Source organism: Jatrophihabitans sp. (assembly GCF_035474675.1).
Taxonomy (GTDB): domain Bacteria; phylum Actinomycetota; class Actinomycetes; order Mycobacteriales; family Jatrophihabitantaceae; genus Jatrophihabitans_A.
Map to the genome: position 1 here is coordinate 37,990 of NZ_DATINC010000048.1, position 19,377 is coordinate 57,366.

General features: G+C 72.3%; 18 protein-coding genes and 1 tRNA gene. 4 read left to right on the forward strand and 15 right to left on the reverse strand.

The features are described from left to right. Nucleotides 1-140: 140 nt before the first annotated feature. From VLJ82_RS05215 to VLJ82_RS05235, 5 genes are all read right to left on the reverse strand, one after another. Complete coding sequence (locus VLJ82_RS05215; RefSeq protein ID WP_408662267.1) at nucleotides 141-1,328, reverse strand: NAD(P)/FAD-dependent oxidoreductase; 1,188 nt, start codon at nucleotides 1,326-1,328, stop codon at nucleotides 141-143. Further along, on the reverse strand, nucleotides 1,325-1,663 hold the full coding sequence (locus tag VLJ82_RS05220) for a bifunctional 3-phenylpropionate/cinnamic acid dioxygenase ferredoxin subunit (protein ID WP_408662268.1): 339 nt from the start codon (nucleotides 1,661-1,663) through the stop codon (nucleotides 1,325-1,327). Before VLJ82_RS05220 ends, VLJ82_RS05215 begins: the two co-directional genes overlap by 4 nt. A gap of 109 nt (nucleotides 1,664-1,772) precedes the next feature. Beyond that, nucleotides 1,773-2,540 carry a LutC/YkgG family protein gene (locus VLJ82_RS05225; RefSeq protein WP_408662269.1) on the reverse strand — a complete coding sequence of 256 codons (768 nt, stop codon included), beginning with the start codon at nucleotides 2,538-2,540 and terminating at the stop codon, nucleotides 1,773-1,775. Continuing rightward, nucleotides 2,537-4,009 carry a LutB/LldF family L-lactate oxidation iron-sulfur protein gene (locus VLJ82_RS05230; RefSeq protein ID WP_408662270.1) on the reverse strand — a complete coding sequence of 491 codons (1,473 nt, stop codon included), beginning with the start codon at nucleotides 4,007-4,009 and terminating at the stop codon, nucleotides 2,537-2,539. Before VLJ82_RS05230 ends, VLJ82_RS05225 begins: the two co-directional genes overlap by 4 nt. Next, nucleotides 4,006-4,752 (reverse strand): (Fe-S)-binding protein, encoded by a 747-nt coding sequence (locus VLJ82_RS05235; RefSeq protein WP_408662271.1) that lies wholly within the window; start codon nucleotides 4,750-4,752, stop codon nucleotides 4,006-4,008. The genes VLJ82_RS05230 and VLJ82_RS05235 overlap by 4 nt, the downstream gene beginning before the upstream one ends. 192 nt (nucleotides 4,753-4,944) lie before the next feature. Here VLJ82_RS05235 and VLJ82_RS05240 point away from each other — a divergent pair, with 192 nt between their 5' ends. Continuing rightward, nucleotides 4,945-6,657, forward strand: a complete 1,713-nt coding sequence (locus VLJ82_RS05240; RefSeq protein WP_408662272.1) for a S8 family serine peptidase — start codon at nucleotides 4,945-4,947, stop codon at nucleotides 6,655-6,657. Nucleotides 6,658-6,788: 131 nt separating this feature from the next. Here VLJ82_RS05240 and nagA read toward each other — a convergent pair whose 3' ends face one another. From nagA to VLJ82_RS05280, 8 genes are all read right to left on the reverse strand, one after another. Continuing rightward, nucleotides 6,789-7,916, reverse strand: coding sequence for an N-acetylglucosamine-6-phosphate deacetylase (gene nagA / locus VLJ82_RS05245; RefSeq protein ID WP_408662273.1), 1,128 nt, complete (start codon nucleotides 7,914-7,916; stop codon nucleotides 6,789-6,791). Then, on the reverse strand, nucleotides 7,913-8,863 hold the full coding sequence (locus tag VLJ82_RS05250; RefSeq protein WP_408662274.1) for an ROK family protein: 951 nt from the start codon (nucleotides 8,861-8,863) through the stop codon (nucleotides 7,913-7,915). The genes nagA and VLJ82_RS05250 overlap by 4 nt, the downstream gene beginning before the upstream one ends. Before the next feature lie 5 nt (nucleotides 8,864-8,868). Continuing rightward, complete coding sequence (locus tag VLJ82_RS05255; protein ID WP_408662275.1) at nucleotides 8,869-9,789, reverse strand: carbohydrate ABC transporter permease; 921 nt, start codon at nucleotides 9,787-9,789, stop codon at nucleotides 8,869-8,871. 19 nt (nucleotides 9,790-9,808) lie between these two features. Beyond that, nucleotides 9,809-10,780, reverse strand: a complete 972-nt coding sequence (locus VLJ82_RS05260; RefSeq protein WP_408662276.1) for a carbohydrate ABC transporter permease — start codon at nucleotides 10,778-10,780, stop codon at nucleotides 9,809-9,811. A 106-nt stretch (nucleotides 10,781-10,886) separates the two neighbouring features. Further along, nucleotides 10,887-12,209 carry an extracellular solute-binding protein gene (locus VLJ82_RS05265; RefSeq protein ID WP_408662277.1) on the reverse strand — a complete coding sequence of 441 codons (1,323 nt, stop codon included), beginning with the start codon at nucleotides 12,207-12,209 and terminating at the stop codon, nucleotides 10,887-10,889. A gap of 171 nt (nucleotides 12,210-12,380) precedes the next feature. After that, the gene (locus VLJ82_RS05270) at nucleotides 12,381-13,229 is read right to left on the reverse strand and encodes an N-acetylmuramic acid 6-phosphate etherase (protein WP_408662278.1); all 849 of its coding nucleotides are present in this window, start codon (nucleotides 13,227-13,229) and stop codon (nucleotides 12,381-12,383) included. Next, nucleotides 13,226-14,230, reverse strand: coding sequence for an SIS domain-containing protein (locus VLJ82_RS05275; protein ID WP_408662301.1), 1,005 nt, complete (start codon nucleotides 14,228-14,230; stop codon nucleotides 13,226-13,228). The genes VLJ82_RS05270 and VLJ82_RS05275 overlap by 4 nt, the downstream gene beginning before the upstream one ends. A gap of 86 nt (nucleotides 14,231-14,316) precedes the next feature. Next, the gene (locus VLJ82_RS05280) at nucleotides 14,317-15,792 is read right to left on the reverse strand and encodes a glycoside hydrolase family 3 N-terminal domain-containing protein (protein ID WP_408662279.1); all 1,476 of its coding nucleotides are present in this window, start codon (nucleotides 15,790-15,792) and stop codon (nucleotides 14,317-14,319) included. Nucleotides 15,793-15,943: 151 nt separating this feature from the next. Here VLJ82_RS05280 and VLJ82_RS05285 point away from each other — a divergent pair, with 151 nt between their 5' ends. After that, complete coding sequence (locus VLJ82_RS05285) at nucleotides 15,944-16,678, forward strand: GntR family transcriptional regulator (RefSeq protein ID WP_408662280.1); 735 nt, start codon at nucleotides 15,944-15,946, stop codon at nucleotides 16,676-16,678. Nucleotides 16,679-16,700: 22 nt separating this feature from the next. Here VLJ82_RS05285 and VLJ82_RS05290 read toward each other — a convergent pair. Then, nucleotides 16,701-16,776, reverse strand: a tRNA-Thr gene (locus VLJ82_RS05290). 208 nt (nucleotides 16,777-16,984) lie between these two features. Between VLJ82_RS05290 and VLJ82_RS05295 the strand changes: the two genes are divergently transcribed. After that, complete coding sequence (locus VLJ82_RS05295) at nucleotides 16,985-17,683, forward strand: lysophospholipid acyltransferase family protein (RefSeq protein ID WP_408662281.1); 699 nt, start codon at nucleotides 16,985-16,987, stop codon at nucleotides 17,681-17,683. 28 nt (nucleotides 17,684-17,711) lie between these two features. Further along, the gene (locus VLJ82_RS05300; RefSeq protein ID WP_408662282.1) at nucleotides 17,712-18,251 is read left to right on the forward strand and encodes a GNAT family N-acetyltransferase; all 540 of its coding nucleotides are present in this window, start codon (nucleotides 17,712-17,714) and stop codon (nucleotides 18,249-18,251) included. 155 nt (nucleotides 18,252-18,406) lie between these two features. Here the strand turns inward: VLJ82_RS05300 and VLJ82_RS05305 are convergent, their stop codons facing one another. Beyond that, nucleotides 18,407-19,159, reverse strand: coding sequence for a lysozyme (locus VLJ82_RS05305; protein WP_408662283.1), 753 nt, complete (start codon nucleotides 19,157-19,159; stop codon nucleotides 18,407-18,409). Nucleotides 19,160-19,377 lie beyond the last annotated feature (218 nt).

The following is a 19,377-nucleotide window of genomic DNA, read 5'->3' on the forward strand; positions in this document are numbered from 1 at the left end:
CCGATATCGCGCCGAATGGTGCCGGTAATTGTGTGTGACCTACGTGAATTCACATAATTATCGGTAAATTCACATTTTCGGTGCCTGCGCGGAGGCGGAATTACCGTGTCACCGGATGGCTGCGCCCAGCCCGGAAGGATTCAGCCGCTGGCTGTCGGCTGGCCGGCCCGGCCGGCAGCCTCCGCGACGAGCTGCTTGCGCCGGCGCAGGAAGGCCCGGGCCTGCCCGAGGGCGAGCAGTGCCACCGGGCGCTCGCCGCGCCGGTAGACCGCCAGGAAGTCGAGGTCGGCCACCGAGCCCTCCTCGACCTTGACCGAGTCGGCGCCCGCGGGGAGCCCGGCCAGTTGCAGCGTCCGGCCGTACTGGTCGGACCAGACGTAGGGCGGCCGGTCCGCGATCAGATCGCGCCCGCCGGACAGCAGCGCGCTCACCGCGATCGGTGCCCGCTCGCGGGCGGCGGTCCAGTGCTCCAGCCGGTAGTAGCCGCCCAGCTCGGGGGAATACCAGCTGGCGCAGTCACCGACCGCGACCACCGTGGAAATGCCGGTCTGGCCGTAGGCGTCGCAGCGCACCCCGCCCGGGGCGTCCAGGCTGGAGCCCGCCAGCCACTCCACGTTGGGCTGGACGCCCACTCCGACCAGCACCACATCGGCGGGAATCAGCCGCCCGTCGGCGAGCTCGACCCCTTCCATCTGGACGGAACCCACCAGCCGGCTGACCCCGACGCCGCACAGCAACCGGACGCCGTGCGCGGCGTGCAGGCCCGCGAGGACCGCCCCGAACTCCTCGCCCAGCACGGCGGCCAGCGGGGTGGGCAGGGCTTCCACGACGGTGACGTCCACGCCCAGGCCGCGCGCGGTGGAGGCCACCTCGGCGCCGATGAAGCCGGCTCCGACGACCACCAGCTGGGCACCGGGCCGCAGCCGGTCGCGCAGCGCCCGGGCGTCGGCGAGGGTGCGCAGGGTATGCACGCCGGCCGGCGGGTCGGGCCACGGCTGGCGGGGCCGGGCGCCGGTGGCCAGAACCACCGCGTCCACCGTCAGGTCGGTGCCGTCGGACAGCGACACGCTGCGGTCGGCCGGCCGCAGCCCGGTGGCGCTGACCCCCAGCCGCCAGTCGGCGTCGAGGGTCTCGCCGTCGCGCAGCAGCCGGATGTCAGCCTCGTCCGCCTCGCCGGCCAGCAGCGTCTTCGACAGCGGCGGCCGGTCGTAGGGCTGCTCGGCCTCGTCGCCGACGATCACCAGCTCGCCGTCGTAGCCCTGCTTGCGCAACGCCCGGGCGGCCGACACGCCGGCCAGCGAGGCGCCGACGACGGCGATCCGCCTCACGACGCGCGCGGTTGGTCCGACCGTGCCGCGGGCGCGCCGGTGAGGTAGATGTCGCCGTCCACCACGGCGACCTGGTGGGTGCGCAGTGGCCGGTCGGCCGGGCCGTCCTCGTCCGGCTCGCCGGTGCGCAGGTCGAACCGGGCGTTGTGCAGGAAGCACTCGACGAAGCAGCCTTCCAGCAGGCCCTCGGACAGCGAGGCCTTCTCGTGGGTGCAGGTGTCGTCCACGGCGAACACCTGGCCGTCCTCGGTGTGCACCACGGCGATCGGCGGTTTTCCCTTCAACCGCAGCATCTCGCCGGGTGGCAGGTCGGCCAGCGCGCAGACGCGGATCATCGTCAGGTCCTTCACACGGGGGGACGGGCGGTTACCGCCAGAATCCTATGGACGCCTTTGCAGACACCACAACCAACAGGGCAAGCTGCAACAGACGACCACCGGCCGGTCAGCCGGCGGCGGCTCGGTCGCCCTCCGGCGGGGCGGCCCCGGCCGGCTCCGCCTGGACGAGGATCACGTCCAGGGTGCGCGGGCCGTGCACGCCCTCCACCCGGTTCAGCTCGATGTCGCTGGTCGCACTGGGCCCGCTGATCCAGGTCAGCGGCCGGCTCGGCTCTCCCGGACGACCCGGGTCCGGCTGCCGGGCCGGGCCCAGCTCGGCCACCGCCTCGGGCACCCCGGCCACCACGTGGCCGGCGTGCAGCACGACCAGCAGGTAGTCCGGCACCAGGCTGACCGCCCGGCGGCCCTGGCCGGGGCCGGAGTCCAGCACGATGGTGCCGGTCTCGGCGATGGCCAGCCGGCAGGTGCACACCACGCCGTCGATCCGGTCCAGTTGGGCGGGCGTCAGCGCCTCGTCGGTGCGCTGCTCGGCGGTGCTGGCGGCCAGCCACTCGGCGGGAAAGCCGTCCGGCACCAGCACCGAGCCGATGCCGTGCCCGGCCAGCCGCTGGGCCAGCACGGCGGGCACCTCGGCGGGCTCGGTGCGGGTGACGCTGGCCCGGTAGTCCACCAATCGGTCCACCAGCAGCTCGACCAAGTCAGCACCCTCGGCCGGACCGGTTCCCGCCGAATCAGCTTCCGCCGGGCCAGCTGCCGGCGCGCCGGCGTGCCGGTAGTGCCGCGGGATCTCGGCCGGCCCCGTCGCCGCGGAGCCCTCCGAACCGCCGGCCAGCGCCGAGCGGATCCGGGCCAGCACCTCCTCGCGGGCCGTCATCGCTGACCGGCCCACCAGTCGCGGAACGAACCGGCCGGGAGCTCCGGCAGGTCCCGGGCGGCAGCCCAGGACGACAGCGGCGGCGGCAGCAGCCGGCGTCCCCACGCCGACCGGGACAGCCGGTCCAGCCGGGCCCACCGGCCCAGCCGGGCGGCGCGCAGCAGCCAGCGCCAGCGCCGCGGCCCGCGCATCGCCCAGGACGCCGCCGTCATGCCGGCCGCCTCGACGGTCGGCAGCCGGTGGCCGGCCGCCTTGTCGGCGTTCACCCGGGACCGCAGGTGCACCAGCATGGACGGGATGTCGATGGCGACCGGGCAGACGTCGTAGCAGGCTCCGCACAGCGTGGAGGCGAACGGCAGGCTGGCGTTGTCGGCCACCCCGGTCAGCTGGGGCGAGAGCACCGCGCCGATCGGGCCGGGATAGACCGAGCCGTAGGCGTGCCCGCCGGTGCGCTCGTAGACCGGGCAGACGTTGAGGCAGGCCGAGCACCGGATGCAGCGCAGCGCCGTCCGGCCGCGCTCGTCGGCCAGCGTGGCGGTCCGGCCGTTGTCCAGCAGCACCAGGTGGAACTCCTGCGGGCCGTCGCCGGGATGCACACCGGTCCACATCGAGGTGTAGGGGTTCATCCGCTCCCCGGTGGACGAGCGTGGCAGCAGCTGCAGGAACACCTCCAGGTCGCCGAAGGTAGGCAGCAGCTTCTCGATGCCCATCACGGTGATCAGCGTCCGGGGCAGCGTCAGGCACATCCGGCCGTTGCCCTCGGACTCGACCACCGCCAGCGTCCCGGTCTCGGCGATGGCGAAGTTGGCGCCGCTGATCGCGACCGGAGTGGTGAGGAACTTCTGCCGCAGGTAGCGGCGGGCGGCCTCGGCCAGCGCGGCCGGGTCGTCGGTCAGGCCGGGATCGACGCCGGCCATCTCGGCCAGGAAGATGTCGCGGATCTCGGTCCGGTTGCGGTGGATGGCAGGCACCAGGATGTGGCTGGGCCGGTCGTCGCCCAGCTGCACGATCAGCTCGGCGAGGTCGGTCTCGAAGGCCGCGATGCCGGCCTCGGCCAGCGCCTCGTTCAGGCCGATCTCCTGGGTGGCCATCGACTTGACCTTGACCACCTCGCGCGAGCCGGTGGCGGCCACCAGCTCGGTGACGATCCGGTTCGCCTCGCGGGCGTCCCGGGCCCAGTGCACCACCCCGCCGCGCTCGGTGACCCGGGCCTCCAGCTGCACCAGGTAGTCGTCCAGGTGGGCCAGCACGTCGTCCTTGATGGCGGCCGCCGCGGCCCGCAGCTGCTGCCAGTCCGGCACCTCGGAGACCACCGCGGCCCGCTTGGCGCGGATGTGGCTGGTGGCGTTGGCCAGGTTGCGGCGCAGCTGGGCGTTGGCCAGCGCCGTCTCGGCCGCGGCCGGGAACGGCTCGCTACCGCGCAGTTGCCCGACGCCCGGCGGCGCGGTCGGCATGCCCAGATAAGTCATACCAGTGCCGGTTCGCTGCGGGTGCTGGCCAGGATCTGCGCCAGGTGCAGGGTGCGCGCGCCGACCCGCAGCCGGGACAGCCCGCCGCCGATGTGCATCAGGCAGGACGAGTCGCCGGCCGAGCACACCGCGGCGCCGGTCGCGACCACCGCGGCGACCTTGTCGGCCAGCATGGCCTGCGACACCGCGCTGTTCTTCAGGGCGAAAGTGCCACCGAACCCGCAGCAGGACTCGGCGGCCGGCAGCTCCGCCAGCTCGATGCCCTCCACGGCCCGCAGCAGGGTCAGCGGCTTGGCGCCGACCCGCAGCAGCCGCAGCGAGTGGCAGGTGGGGTGGTAGGTCACCCGGTGCGGGAAGTACGCCCCGACATCAGTGACGCCGGTGGCGTCGACGAGAAACTCCGACAACTCGTAGGTCCTGGTGGCGATCGCCTCGGCGGCCTCGGCGAGCTTGTCGTCGCCGAACCGGCGGGCGGTGTCGGCGTGCTGGTGGCGGATCGCGCCGGTGCACGACCCGCTGGGCGCCACGATCGCGTCGTAGCCCCGGAACACCCGGGTGTGCCGGCGGATCAGCGGCAGCGCCTGCGCCGGGTAGCCGGTGTTGAGGTGCATCTGGCCGCAGCAGGACTGCTGGTCGGGAAAGCTCACTTCGTGGCCGAGCCGGCGCAGCAGCCGCACCGTGGCCCGGCCGACGTCGGGGAACAGGCCGTCCACCAGGCAGGTCGCGAACAGGGCGACTCTCATGGCGGCCCTCCCCTGCTCGGCATGGCATGAAACCAGGACAAACACAGCCGAACGAACTGGGCACGATCGGTTGTAGACAGCAGGCTACCGGGCCCGGAAGACAACTCGGGATTCACATTTTCACATCTGGTGCCTAGATTGACGCCATCACCGGGCGCTTCGGCGCACCCCTACTCCAGGAGCCGACCCTTCATGCGCAGATCACGGATCGTCGTTGCGGCAGCCGCCGCAGCTCTGACCGTACCCGCACTAGCGATCAGTACCGCGGGCGCCGCCACCACGGGCGCCACCACCACCCAGTCCACCCAGGGCGCCGCGACGTCCTACCTGGTGCTCGCCAAGACCGGCAGCTCCGCCCAGGCGCTGGCCCAGCAGCTGCAGGGCAGCGGGGCGACGGTCACCTCGGTCAACCAGGCGATCGGGCTGGTCGTGGTCACCTCGACCAACACCGCCTTCGCCTCGCAGACCCTGGGCCTGACCGGCGTGGCCGGCGTCGGCCGCGACCGCTCGATCGGCTACGCGCCGACCACCTCCCCGAACGCGGTGGAGAAGGAGGCCCAGCTGGCCACCGGAGTGGCCGCCGCGCCGAGCGCGCCCAAGGCCAAGCAGGGTGACCCGCTGGACAGCCTGCTGTGGGGCATGGACATGATCAACGCCCCCGAGGCGCACCACATCACCACCGGCGACCACCGGGTCACCGTCGGCGTGCTGGACACCGGCATCGAGGGCTTCCACCCGGACCTGAAGACCAACTTCAGCACCAAGCTGTCGCGCAACTTCGTCACCGACATGCCCGACATCGACGGCCCGTGCGAGTTCGCCGGCTGCGTCGACCCGGCCAGCTGGGACGACAACGAGCACGGCACCCACGTGGCCGGCACCATCGCCGCCGCCGCCAACGGCTTCGGCCTGAGCGGCGTGGCGCCCAAGGTCACCCTGGTCAACATCCGGGGCGGCCAGGACTCGGGCTACTTCTTCCTCGGCCCGGTGACCAACGCCCTCACCTACGCCGGTGACGTCGGCATCGACGTGGTCAACATGTCCTTCTACCTCGACCCGTGGCTCTACAACTGCGTCGGCGGGGCACCGCAGGACAGCCCGGCCGAGGCGGCCTCCCAGGAGGTCACCATCGAGGCGATGACCCGCGCGCTGAACTACGCGCACGCCCACGGCGTCACCCTGGTCAACTCGGCCGGCAACGAGCACCAGGACATGTCCAACCCGCGTCCGGACACCTCCAGCCCGGACTACGGCGCCGACCCGCACCTGCGCACCATCTCCAACGCCACCTGCCTGAACCTGCCGGCCGAGGGCCCGCACGTGCTGGCCACCTCGGCGCTCGGCCCGTCGGGCAAGAAGTCGGACTACTCCAACTACACCACCGACCTCACCAGCGGTGAGCTGGACTTCTCCGCTCCGGGCGGCTGGTTCCGGGATGGCTTCGGCACGCCGAGCTACCGCACCAACGAGAACGAGATCCTGTCCACCGCGCCGACCCACGTGATGATCGAGCTCGGCTACGTCGACGCCGACCTCAACATCACCCCGGCCGGTGCGGCGCTCGGCGTGCAGAAGGCCTGCAACGACGAGGGCGACTGTGGCTTCTACCAGTACCTGCAGGGCACCTCGATGGCCGCCCCGCACGTCACCGGTGTCGCCGCCCTGGCGGTCAGCGCACACGGTGTCAAGGACGCCGACCCGAGCCGTGGCCTGACCATGGCCCCGGACGCGGTGGCGGCGCTGATGGCCGCGACCGCGACCGACCACGCCTGCCCGGCGGGCGGCGTGCAGTCCTACACCCAGGAAGGCCGGTCGGCCGAGTTCACCGCCACCTGCGTCGGGACGCCGGAGTACAACGGCTTCTACGGCGCCGGCATCGTGAACGCCCTGGGGGTCGTCCAGTAGTCCTGGGCAACACCTCTCGCACGACAAACTGGTGCGGCGGCGACTCCGGTCGCCGCCGCACCGGCATGTCCGGGCTCGGTCCGGGCCGGCCGCGGGTGGGCACCGGCTTCTGGGTGCTGCCGGACCTGGCGTCAGCCGTCCAGCCAGTCGCCGCCGACCATCACCCGCCGCACCCGCAGGTCGGCGTCCAGCACCACCAGGTCGGCGGCCAGGCCCGCCCGGATCGCGCCGCACTCGTCGGCCAGGCCCAGCAGCCGGGCCGGGGTGGTGGCTGCCGCGGCCACCGCCTGCTCGATGCCCAGTCCCACCTGGTGCACCGCCCGGCGGACCGCCTCGTCCATCGTGAGGGTGCTGCCGGCCAGCCGGTCCGCCTCCGACCAGGCATTGCCGGCCGAGACCCGCACGGTCTGGTCGGCCAGGGTGTACTCGCCGTCGCCGATGCCCGCGGCGCTGATCGCGTCGGTGATGAAGATCAGCCGCTCCGGCGCGACCCGGGCCACCAGCCGGGTCAGGGCGTCGTGCACGTGCACGCCGTCGTTGATCATCTCGACGAACACACTCGCGTCCAGGGCGGCCACCGACGGCCCCGGGGCGCGGTGGTCGAGCGAGGAGCCCATCGCGTTGAACAGGTGGGTGGCGAGCGTGGCACCGGCGGCGAAGGCCTCGGCCGCCTGCTCGTAGCTGGCGTCGGAGTGCCCCACGGCGGCGATCACGCCGGCCGCGAGCAAGTCGGCGATCAGCCCGGCGGCACCGGGCAGCTCCGGTGCCACCGTCATGGTCCGGACCGATCCCTGGCCAGCTTCCAGCAGCTTGCCGAGCACCAGCGGATCGGGGGCCAGCAGGTTCTCCGGCCGTTGCGCGCCGCACCGGGCCGCGCTCAGGAACGGGCCTTCGAGGTGGGCGCCGAGGACCTCGCCGGCGGCGGTCAGCTCGGCGATCCAGCCGAGCTGCTCGCACAGCTGGTCGACCGGCTGGGCCATCAGGGACACCAGGGTGCGGGTGGTTCCGTGGCTGCGGTGGAACCGGACCGCCGCGGTCAGGTCGGCAGCCGACCGGGTCACGTCGTGGCCGCCGCCGCCGTGCATGTGCAGGTCCACGAAGCCCGGCACCAGCCAGCAGCCGGCCAGGTCAATCCGCTCCTCCTGGGCCGGCGCCGAACCTGTGCCGACGGCCACGATCCGGCCGCCGGCGATCCGTACCTCGCCGTCGGCGAGCACCCCGGTCGGGCTCACCACCTGCGCTCCGGTCAGCACGGTCATCGGCCTGCGCCCTCCTCCGGGAGTTCTCCGGCAGCTGCCGTGTCAACTTCGGCATCGTCCAGCAGTCGCCAGGCCAGCAGTGCGGCACCGGCCCGGCTCGCGTCGGCGCCGAGCAGCGCCGGACGGACCTCCGGCGCCGGCCGCCAGCGCAACCGGGCTCGCAGGCCGGCCCGGACCGGGTCGAACAATGCCGGGCCGGCCAGCGCCAGCCCGCCGCCGAGCACCACGGTGGCTGGGTCCAGCAGCAGGACGGCGGTGGCCAGGGCCTCCGACAGCGCCTCGACGGCCTCGGCCCAGACCGCCGCCGCGGCCGGGTCGCCGGCCAGCCGCCCGGCGATGGCGGCGGCATCCAGGCCCGGAGCGGCGGAGCCGGTCCGGACGGCGTACCGGCGCGCGATGCCGGCCGCCGAGGCGTAGACCTCCAGGCAGCCCAGCCGGCCGCAGCCGCACGGCTCGCCGCCGGGCACCACGCAGACATGCCCCAGCTCGCCGGCCATTCCGTTCGCGCCCCGCCACAGCTCGCCGCCGGTCACCAGGCCGGCGGCGATCCCGGTGCCGAGACCGACGAAGAGCAGGTCCTCCTTGCCGGCCGCGCTCTCGGCCAGCGCTGCGGCGGCCAGGTCGTGGCCGAGGGTCGTCGGCAGCGCCACCGTCTCTCGCACCAGCTCGCGCAGCGGCAGGTCGCGGACACCCAGGTTCACGGCGTACCGCAGCACCCCGTCGGCGATCACCCCGGGCGCGACCACACCGACCGCCGCGGTGCCCGGCCCGCGCAGCCGGCGCGCCACGCCGGTGACCTCGTCGGCCAGCCGGGACGGCGGGGGCGTCGGCACCCGGAACGCCTCCAGCACCAGCCCGTCCCGGTCGTAGCGCGCCGCCTTGATGCCGCTGCCGCCGACGTCGATGGCGAGCACGTCGACCGCGGCGCCGGTCCCCGAGATGTCCACCCCGATCAGCCCTTCACCGCGCCGGCGGTGAGCCCGGCCGAGATGCGGCTCTGGAACAGCACGAACAGCACCACCACCGGCAGCGCGGTGAGGCCGGCCGCCGCCATCAGGCCGCCGTAGTCGGCGCCGTGCGTGGGGCTGGACTGGAAGATGAGCAGGTAGATCATCGCGGTCTGCTTGCTGTTGTCGAGAAGCAGCGTGTTGGCCAGCACGAACTCGTTCCAGGCCAGGATCCAGCCGTAGACGCTGGTGGCGATCAGGCCGGGGGCGACCAGCGGCAGGATGATCCGGTAGAAGGTCTGGAACCGGCTGCAGCCGTCCACCATCGCCGCCTCGTCGAGCTCGACAGGGATGTTGGCGATGAAGGTGCGCAGCGTCCAGACTGTGTAGGGCATGGTGAACATCAGGTAGGCCAGCACCACGCCGGGCAGCGAGTTCTTCAGCTGGTAGCGGTCCAGCAGCAGCGACATCGGAATGGTCAGTGCCAGCAGGGGAATCATCTGCACGATGAGCACCGCGAAGACGAACACCCGGCGGCCGGCGAAGCGGAACCGGGCGATGGCAAGGGCAGCGAAGAAGCCGATGACGACGCTGACGGCGACCGCGGCGAGCGTGATGACGAAGGTGTTGGCCAGGTCCTGCCGGAAGATCGGGTCGGCGAGCACCTCGCGGAAGCCGTCCAGCGTGGGGTGCCGCGGCCAGAACTGCGGAACCAGGCGGTTGATGTCGGCGCTGGTCTTGAAGGAGGTGCTCACCATCCAGTAGATCGGAAAGCCGAACAGGACGGCCAGTGCCAGGGCCAGGGTGTTCCAGCCGGCGGTGGCGTAGCTGCGCCGGCGGGGACGACGGCGGCGCGCCGGTCCGGCCGGCGGCCGCGGCGTCGAGAGGGCCGGCACGGCCGGGACCTGGTCGGTGGTCACGCTCATCTTCCGGCCCGCTTCCGGTTCATGCGGCATCCCCGATCCGGAGCAGCTGGCGGATGTAGGAAACCATGACCCCGACCAGCCCGAGCATCATCAGCACGCCGATGGTGGCGCCGGTGTTGTAGTGGCTGGACCCGACACCGGTCGAGTACATGTAGATGCCGATGGTCTGGTACCCGGGCTCGGGATGGCCGGTGCGCATGAACCAGATCTGGTTGAACACCCCGAAGTCCCAGATCACCGACAGCGTCGTGAGAATCACCAGCAACGGAGCCAGGAACGGCAACGTGATGTGCCGGAAAGCCTGCCACGGACCGGCGCCGTCGCAGCGGGCCGACTCGAGGACCTCTTTCGGGATCTGGCCGATTCCGGCGTGCAGCGAGATCGCCAGCAGCGGCACCGCGCCCCAGATCACCACGGCCGCGATCACCGCCAGCCCCTGGTGCGGATCGGCGAACCAGTCGTGGCCCTGCATGTGAACCCCGGGCAGCTGGTCCAGCAGGTAGTTGACCGCGCCGAACTGGTTGTTGAACAGCCAGTAGAAGACCTGCGTGGACACCGTCGTCGGAATGGCCCACACGAACAGCAGCACCGCGATCAGCGTCAACCGGGCCCAGGTGGAGACCCGGTTGAGCAGCACCGCGATCCCGATGCCGATCAGCATGCTCAGCACCACGTTGATCGCGGTGAACGCGGCGGTCCGGCCCAGCACCGTCCAGAACGTCGAGTCGCTCAGTACCGTCCGGAAGTTGGCCAGACCCACGAACGGGGTGCTGGCGCCGGAGTGGAACAGCGCGAACTTGCCGGATTCCTGTTTCTGCAACGAGAGCTGGACGATCTTGAACAGCGGCTGGGCCACCACCACCAGCAGGACGAGCACCGTGGGCAGGATCAGCAGGTAGGGCAGGCCGCCGCCACGGACGCGGCGGCCGCGCCGGCCGGTGGTGCCGGGGACCAGTGCCGGCGGAGGCGCTCCGGGAACCGTGGCGGTCATCTACTCCTCTTCCTGCAAAGAACCGGTGCGGGCAGGTGGACTACCGCCTGCCCGCACCGTGCTCATCGGTGACCCGCCGTCCGGCGCGACCGCGAGGTGGTACCCGTCAGCCGGTGGCGTTGAGCGTCTTGGCGATCTCGGTGTCGGCAGCCTTGGCCGCGTCGGCCACGCTGCTCTTGCCGGTCGCGATCGAGGTGAGCATGTTCTGCAGGATATTGCCGCTCTCGACATTGGCCCAGTTCGGCGTGTTGGGCACGAACCAGGTGTTCTTCGCCGCCTCGCCGGTCGACTGGTTGGCCTGCGCCTGGCCCTGGTACACGCCGAGCAGCGAGGTGGTGTTCGGGATCGCGAACTTGGCCAGCGCGGTCTGGCTGGTGGTGTCGGTGAAGTACTTCACCCACTGCGCGCCGAGGCCGGCGTTGGGGGCCTTGGCCGGGACGGCCAGATCCGAACCACCCAGGAACGACGGGGTGTACTGGCCGGCCGCGGTGCCCGGCATCGGGAAGGTGTCCAGCTTGGACGCCAACGCCGGGTTGCCGCTCTTCTTGTCGGTGACCGCGCCGACCTCCCAGCCGTTGCCGAGGATCGCCCCGGTGTGGCCGAGGGCCATGATCGCGTCCTGGTCGGACTCGTCCTTGGTGGCGCCGCCCACCGAGTACTTGGTGGCCAGCTCCTTCCACCGCTCCAGGCCCTGCTGGGCCTGCGCGCTTTCCAGCGTGCCGGCCCACTGGCCGTTGCTCTGCTCGGCGATCTTGCCGCCGGCGCCGTAGACGAACGACATCGCCGCGTACCAGTTCTTGCCCGCCATGTAGAAAGCCGAGAACCGGGGGTCGGAGGCGTTGGCGGCCTTGACCTTGTCCAGGTCGGCGAACAGCTCGTCCAGGGTGGTCGGCGGCGTGCTGACGCCGGCCTTGGTCCAGAGGTCCTTGCGGTAGATGACCACCCGGCTGCCGGCGTAGTACGGCACCGCCATCAGCTTGCCGCTGGGCGAGGTGCCCGACTCGGTCAGGCCCTGCAGCCAGCTGGCCGAGTTCTCGAACTGGCCCTTGGCCGGGGTGAGGTCGAGGAAGGCGCCGGCCGCGATGTAGGACGCGGTCTGGGTGTTGCCCAGCTCCACGACGTCCGGAATGCCGCTGCTGCCGGCGAACGTGGAGTCCAGCTTGGTGGTGTAGTTGGACCACTGCTGCCACTGGACGTCCACCTTGGCGCCGGTCGCCTGCTCGAACCGCTGGCTCGCCTGGGCGACCACGTCCGGCCAGCCCTTCTGGGCGTCGCTCTGCAGCCAGACCTTGATGGTCTTGCCCGCTCCGTCGGTACTCAACACCGAGGCGTCGGCCTTGGCGCTCGACTTCTTGTCGGAGCTGCAGCCGGTGGCCACCACGGCCAGGGTCGCAGCCAGGACGATGGCACCCGTTAGCGTGCGCTTCAAAACCGGCCTCCGTAGGTTGGATGGTGCGCCGATGGGTTCGGACCAATGCCAGATTGGTTTAGATGAATCCGAAGTATTGGCCTAGACCATTTCGGTGTCAAGGGCATCGGCGGGCCGACACCCGACTGTTACCAAGAGCGCGCCGAGTCCCGTTCGGAGCCGGGAGAAACCTCAGCCGTCCAGGGCTTCGCGCAACGAGCGGTGCGCCGCGGCGCGGCGGCGGGCCACGTCCGGTTCCAGGCCGGCCACCAGCATCAGGACAGCTGCCCGGGCGTCGTCGTCACAGCGCCGCAGGGCTTCGCCGGCCTGGGCCTGGCCCACCCCCGCGATCTCGGCCACGATCCCGGCGGCCCGCTGGCGCAGCTTGGCGTTGGCTGGCACCACGTCCACCATCAGGTCGCCGTGCACCCGGCCCGCGCGCGCCATCGCCGCGGTGCTGAGGGCGTTCAGGGCGACCTTCTGCGCGGTCCCCGCGGTGAGCCGGGACGAGCCGCGCAGCACCTCCGGGCCGAGGACCGGGGCAATGGTGACCTCGGCCAGGTCTGCCAGCGGTGAGCCGGCTACCGCCACCACCGCGATCACGGCCGCCCCGGCCCGGCGGGCGGCCTCGGCGAAGGCAACGGTGTACGGGGTCGCGCCGCTGGCGGCGACGGCGACCAGCACATCGGCGCCGGTGACGGCCAGCTCGGCGATATCCCTTTCCGCCCCGGCCAGATCGTCCTCGTCGGAGTCGGTGCTGTCGCCGCCCCCGGCGACCCGGCAGCCGATCCGGTGCCGGTCCAGGCCGAACGTGCCGGGCAGCTCGGCGGCCTCGGCGGCCGCGATCCGGCCCGAGGTGCCGGCGCCGGCGAAGAGCAGCCGGCCGCCGGCGGCGAACCTGGCGGCGATCAGGGTGGCGCCGGCCGCGATCGCCCCGGCGACCGCGCGCACCGCGGGGACCACGCGCGATTCAGCGTCGAGCAGCAGGTCGACGGTCTCTTCCGGCCGGAGCAGGTCCAGCTGCGGACGGTCCCCGCTCACCACGTGCTGGTGACTTTCGCCAGTCCCCGCGGGCGGTCCGGGTCGGTGCCGCGGTCCAGCGCCAGCCGCCAGGCCAGCTGTTGCAGCGGCAGGATCTCCAGGATCGGCAGCAGTTCCTCGGCGATCCCGGTGCTGGCCAGCGCTAGCCCGTCCGGGCGGCCGACCGGCAGCACGTCGGCGCCGCGGGCTGCCAGCCGTTCCAGCACCGGTGCCATCGCCGCCCCGCCGCGGCCCGGCGGAACCAGGGCGATCACCGGCACCGCGGCGTCGATCATCGCCAGCGGACCGTGCAGCAGGTCGGCGCCGGAGAAGGCCTGCGCGCTCAGGTACGACGTCTCCATCAGCTTCAGGGCGGCCTCCCGGGCGGTCGGGTAGGAGTATCCCCGGCCGGTCAGCACCAGGCGGTCCACCCGGCGGTACCGGCGCGCGGCCGTGCTCCCCGCGCCGGTCGCCAGGGTGCGCTCGGCCGCGGCCGCCAGCGGTGCGGCGGCCTCGGCCGGCGTGGTGCCGTTCCGATCGCCGGCCAGCAGCAGGTACAGCGCGAGCAGCTCCGCGGTGTAGGTCTTGGTGGCGGCGACGGCGCGTTCCACACCGGCCCGGACGTCGACGTGCACCTCGGCCGCGGCCGCCAGGTCCGAACCCGGGTTGTTGGTCACCGCCACCGTCAACGCGCCGCAGGCCCGGGCGACGCTGAGCGAGTCCACCAGGTCGGGTGACCCGCCGGACTGGCTGACGGCCAGGAACAGCACGCCGTCCAGCGCCGGCCGGGCGCCGTAGACGGTCATGCTGGACGGCGAGGCGAGCCCGGCCGGCACCGCCATCCGGATCTCGGCCAGGTACTTGGCGTAGAGCGCCGCGTGGTCGCTGGTCCCCCGGGCGGCCAGCACGACGAAGCGCGGCGCGTACCGCCGGATCCTCGCCGCCACCTCGGTGATCTCGGCCAGCCCGTCGGCGAGCAGCTGCTCCAGCACGGCGGGTTGCTCGGCGATCTCGGCCGCCATCAGGGCGCCGGGCTTGGCGCTGCTCTGCTCGGTGCTGTTCTGCTTGCTGCCGTCCGGCTTGCTGCCGTCCGGCGCGGGTGCGGTGCTCACACCGGGTCCACCTCCCGGCGCCGGGGCGCCGCCCGGCCGGCCAGGGCGGCCGCGGCCGCTCGCAACAGTCCCGGCGCGATGCCGCGGGTCCGCAGCACCGGCAGGCCGGGTGGTGCCGGCGTCGGCCAGCCGGCGTCGACCAGCACCGCGTCGGGATGCCGGGCGGCCACCTCGAGAAGCTGGCGTTGCCAGGGCTCGCGGTCCGGATCGCGCACCAGCAGCACCAGCGACCGCCCCTCGGCCAGCCGCAGCAGCTCGCCGCCGTCCACCGGACGGTCGACGCGCAGCCCGTCGACACCGTCGAGCAGGCCGGCCAGCTCGTCGATCAGCGACCACGGCAGCTCCCCGGACGCCACCCCGGGCCGGGTCCGGCACTCGACCACCAGCGGGCGGTGCAGCGCCGGCAACGTCCCGAGGACCTCCAGGCAGCCGGACTCGATGCCGTCCGGCACCGCACTCCCGACCGGGCTCCCGGCGTTGCCGGCTCCGGCCAGCCGGGCGGTTCGCTCGGCGGCCTCGACCAACCGGTCCTCGGTCAGCCGGCCGGTGCGCAGCGCGTCCTGCACGGCCGACGGAATGGCCTGGACCAGCTGGGGGTAGTCCTGTGCTCCGGTTTCCAGCGTGTCGACGCCGGCGACCAGGGCCTGGACGAAGCCCTCGGTCATGCCGAGCGTTCCGGCCAGCGCGGCCATCTCGAGCGCGTCGCTGACCACCACGCCGTCGAAGCCGAGCTCGCCGCGCAGCAGCCCGGTGACGATCGCGGGGCTGACGGTGGCGATCCGGTCGGGGTCCAGGGCGGGGACCAGCAGGTGCCCGATCATGACCGAGCGGGCACCCGCCGCGATGCCGGCCCGGAACGGGAGCAGTTCTCCCGCGGCCAGCTCCGCCCGGCTGCGCTCCAGCACGGCCGGTTCGGTATGGGAGTCGGCGCGAGTGGCGCCGTGGCCGGGAAAGTGCTTGAGGCAGGCGGCGATTCCGGCGCGCTGCACGCCGCGCACGGCGGCGGCGACCTGTTCGGCGACCGCGCCGGCGTCGTCGCCGAAGGACCGCAGGCCGATCACCGGATTGAGCGGGTCGAGGTTGACATCGGCGACCGGCGCCAGGTCCAGCGTCACGCCCGCCCGGGCGAGCCGGACGCCGATCGCGGCGTGCACCTCCTCGGTCACGGCGAGGTTGCCCAGCCGGCCGAGCGCGGCGGCGCCGGGCGAGCTGCTGCCGCGCACCGTGTCCAGCCGGGTGACGTCGCCACCCTCCTCGTCGAGGGCGATCACGATCTCGCGGCCGGCCGCCGCCCGCAACCGATCGGTCAGCTCGGCGACCCCGGTGCCGTCGCCGAGGTTGGAGCCGAACAACACCACCCCGCCGAGGCCCGCCTCCAGGGCGCCGAGCAGCCACAGTGGCGGGGTGGGGCCGAGGTAGCCCAGCAGGGTGCACGACAGCGCCAGCCGGGAGATCTCGGCATCGATCGACAAGACGGCTCCGCTCCAAATGGACTAGACAATTCTGATAGTGTCCGGGATCCGAACGGGTTGTCAATGGTGTAAACCTGTGGGCGTCCGGCCGGTAGTCTCTCGTCATCAGCGGGTCACCCGGCCGGCAGACCGGGCTCGGAGAAGGGAAGCAGTGGTCCTCGACATCAACCCCTCCGGTGCCCGCGAGCCCAAGTACTACCAGGTCAAGCGGCACCTGTTGCAGCTGATCGACACGCTCGAACCGGGCAGCCTGGTGCCGACCGAGCGGGTCCTCACGGTGGAGCTGGCGACGTCGCGGACCACAGTGCGGCAGGCGCTGAGCGAGCTGGTGGGCGAGGGCCGGCTGGTACGCCGGCAGGGATCGGGAACCTACGTCGCCGAGCCGAAGATCGCCTGGCCGCTGCACATGACGAGCTTCACCGAGCAGGCCGCGGCGGCGGGCTACTCGGCCAGCACCCAGCTGCTGGATGCGGTACGCGAGCGCGCCACCGAGGACATCGCCGCCCGGTTGGCGATCAAGCCGGCCGCGGCGGTCTACTGCATCGAGCGGCTGCGCCTGGTGGACGGCACCCCGATGGCGGTCGAGACCTCCTACCTGTCCGCGGCGCGGTTCCCCGGGCTGATCTCCCACGTCCGCAAGGCGTCCTCGCTGTACCAGGTGCTGGCCGACGTCTACGACACGGCGCCGGTGGCCGCCGAGGAGACCATCGAGACCGCCGCCGCGTCGCCGCGCGAGGCCGAGCTGCTCAACACCGACACCGGCTCACCGATGCTGGTGCTGGGCCGGCACAGCTTCGACGCCGCGGGCGAGCCGATCGAGTGGGTGCACAGCTGGTACCGCGGCGATCGGTACGTCTTCGTCGCCAAGCTGTCGTCCGGTCAGTGACCGCATCACCTTGACCACGAGGTGGAGCCGACGAGGAGACTCGAACTCCTAACCGCCCGATTACAAGTCGGGTGCGCTACCAGTTGCGCCACGCCGGCCGGGGCGAGCAAGCCTCGCCAGCCGCGACAATCCTAGAGCGTGCGGTTGCCGCTCGGACGGGCCAGGCTGGCGGACTCAGGAGACGGTGCTGCTTTCCGGCGGCCCGGTGCGACACGTCCCAGCCCCGGCCGTCCGGCGCTCGGACCGCCGGGGTAGGAATGACCGCAACACCGCGACATCCCCGGAGCGGCCACCGAGGAGCAGCCGATGACCCGAGCGCACCGGCCCAAGGCCGGCTTCTGGATCCGGCTGTGCGTGGTGATCATCTATCCGCTGGTCTCGGTGTTCTTCAAGATCCGCTGGCACCACCTGGACCGGATGCCGGCCCGCGGCGGGGTGCTGGTGGCGGTCAACCACATCTCGCAGGCCGACACCACCACGATGGCCCGGATGATCTGGCAGTCCGGCCGGATCCCGCGCTTCCTGATCAAGTCCGGCGTGTTCGGCTGGCCGGTTATCGGACGGATGATGACCGGCGCCGGCCAGATCCCGGTGTACCGATCCTCCAGCCAGGCCGCCGACTCGCTGCGCGCGGCCGAGCAGGCGCTCCGCGACGGCGAGTGCGTGATCATCTACCCGGAGGGCACTATCACCAGCGACCCGGACTACTGGCCGATGCAGGCCAAGACCGGGGTGGCCCGGCTGGCACTGGCCTGCCCGGACGTCCCGGTCATCCCGGTGGGCCAGTGGGGTGCGCACCGCACGTTGGGCCGGCGCGGCCGGTTCCGGCCGTTCCCCCGGCACCGGCACGAGGCCAGCCTCGGCGAGCCGCTGGACCTGAGCAAGTACCACGACGCCGAGCTCACCGCCGACCTGCTGCGGCAGGTCACCGACGAGATCATGGCCGCCATCACCGCCGAGGTCGAGCAGCTGCGCGCCGCCGAAGCCGGAAATTCGCTGGCCTGAGCACCGGCCGGGCGGCCACCATGGCCCGATGCCCGAACTCGTGCGACCCAGTACCGCGCTGGCGCCGTCCTTCCGTGCGGCGATGGCCGACTTCGCCGCCGAGGGCCGGGGCGGCCCGGACGACGACTCCGCGCTCGGCCGGCAGCTGCGCGAGTCCGCTCCGCACTGGCACACCGACTCCGGCCTCGCGCGGTTCCTGGACGAGCTGCACGCGCAGGGCGACACCTCGCTGCCACCGCCGCCGAACTGGGTGCATTCCAGCACCTACTGGTGGGCCGAGGGTGCGGAGTTCCTGGGTGCCATCCGGATCCGGCACCGGCTGACCCCGGCCCTGCTGGAGCACGGCGGCCACATCGGCTACGACATCGCCCCGAAGGCCCGCCGGCGCGGGTACGGCACGGCCATGCTGCGGGCCGCGCTGCCGGTCGCGGCCGGCCTCGGCATCGAGAAGGCGCTGATCACCTGCGACGTCGACAACATCGGCTCCCGCAAGGTGATCGAGGCCAACGGCGGGGTGCTGGAGGACGAGCGGGGCGGCATGCTGCGGTTCTGGGTGCCCACCAGCTGATCCGCCCGACCCGGCTGGTCCGTCCGGCGTGAGACCCGGCTGGTCCGTCCGGCGTGGGATGCAGCCGCGGGCGGCCACCGGGATCGGATGCCGGTGACCGCCCGCGGGCTCACGGTGGTCTTAACCCGCGGCATGGTCCGCCGCGGCGGGACGGGTCAGTCGTGGTTGGTGGCCAGCACCTGCAGCTGGGTGTAGCTGCCGTTGAAGCGGTCCTGATCACCGGGGAAGACGCCCGAGTCGGCGTACTGCCACATCGTCCAGGTCGCGGTGCCGGCCGGCGGGGTCGGCGGGGTGGAGCTGTACTTGGCGATCCAGAACGGGTTGGTGGCGGCGAAGGCACTGGAGTTGCCGGTGCAGGTGGTCCACCAGTCCAGCGTGGTGTAGATCATCGGGTACTTGTTGTACTTGGCCTTGATCTCGTTGGAGAACGCCCGGATCCAGCTCACCATGGACGACTGGGACAGTCCGTAGCAGGTGCCCCCGGCATACGGGTTGTACTCGATGTCCAGGGCCGGCGGCAGGGTGTGGCCGTCCCCTGACCAGCCACCGCCGTGCGCGGCGAAGAAGTCGGCCTGCGAGGTGCCGCTGGAGACGTTGGGCCGGGCGAAGTGGTACGCGCCGCGGATCATGCCCACGTTGTAGGAGCCGTTGTACTGCTGGGCGAAGTACGGGTTGGTGTAGCTGCTGCCTTCGGTCGCCTTGACGTAGGCGAACCGGGCGCCGTTGGCGTAGGCCGTCGACCAGGCCACGTTGCCCTGGTAGCTGGAGACGTCCATGCCGTTGACGTAGGTAGCCGCGCTGGCCTGGCCGGCGCCGACGGTGAGGGCGGCGACCATGCCGGCGCCGACGGCCACCGCGGTCACGGCGGCGCCGAGGACCCGGCGGATCCGGGTGCGTGCTTGGAGCATGCTGAACTCCTTCGGGGGAAGCAGTCGAGGGGCGGCGGCCGGGGGATGGAACCGCCGGGAGTCAATATGGACATTCCGCCATTGCGTGTCAACTCAGAACAAACATTAATAATTAATGTGAGAGTGACTGCCCGGTCCCGGCAGCCCAGTCACCGCTGCTTGCCGAAGTTTTCCGCGGCCGCGCGAGGCCCTTCCTTGACGCCCGCCGGTACAGCTGC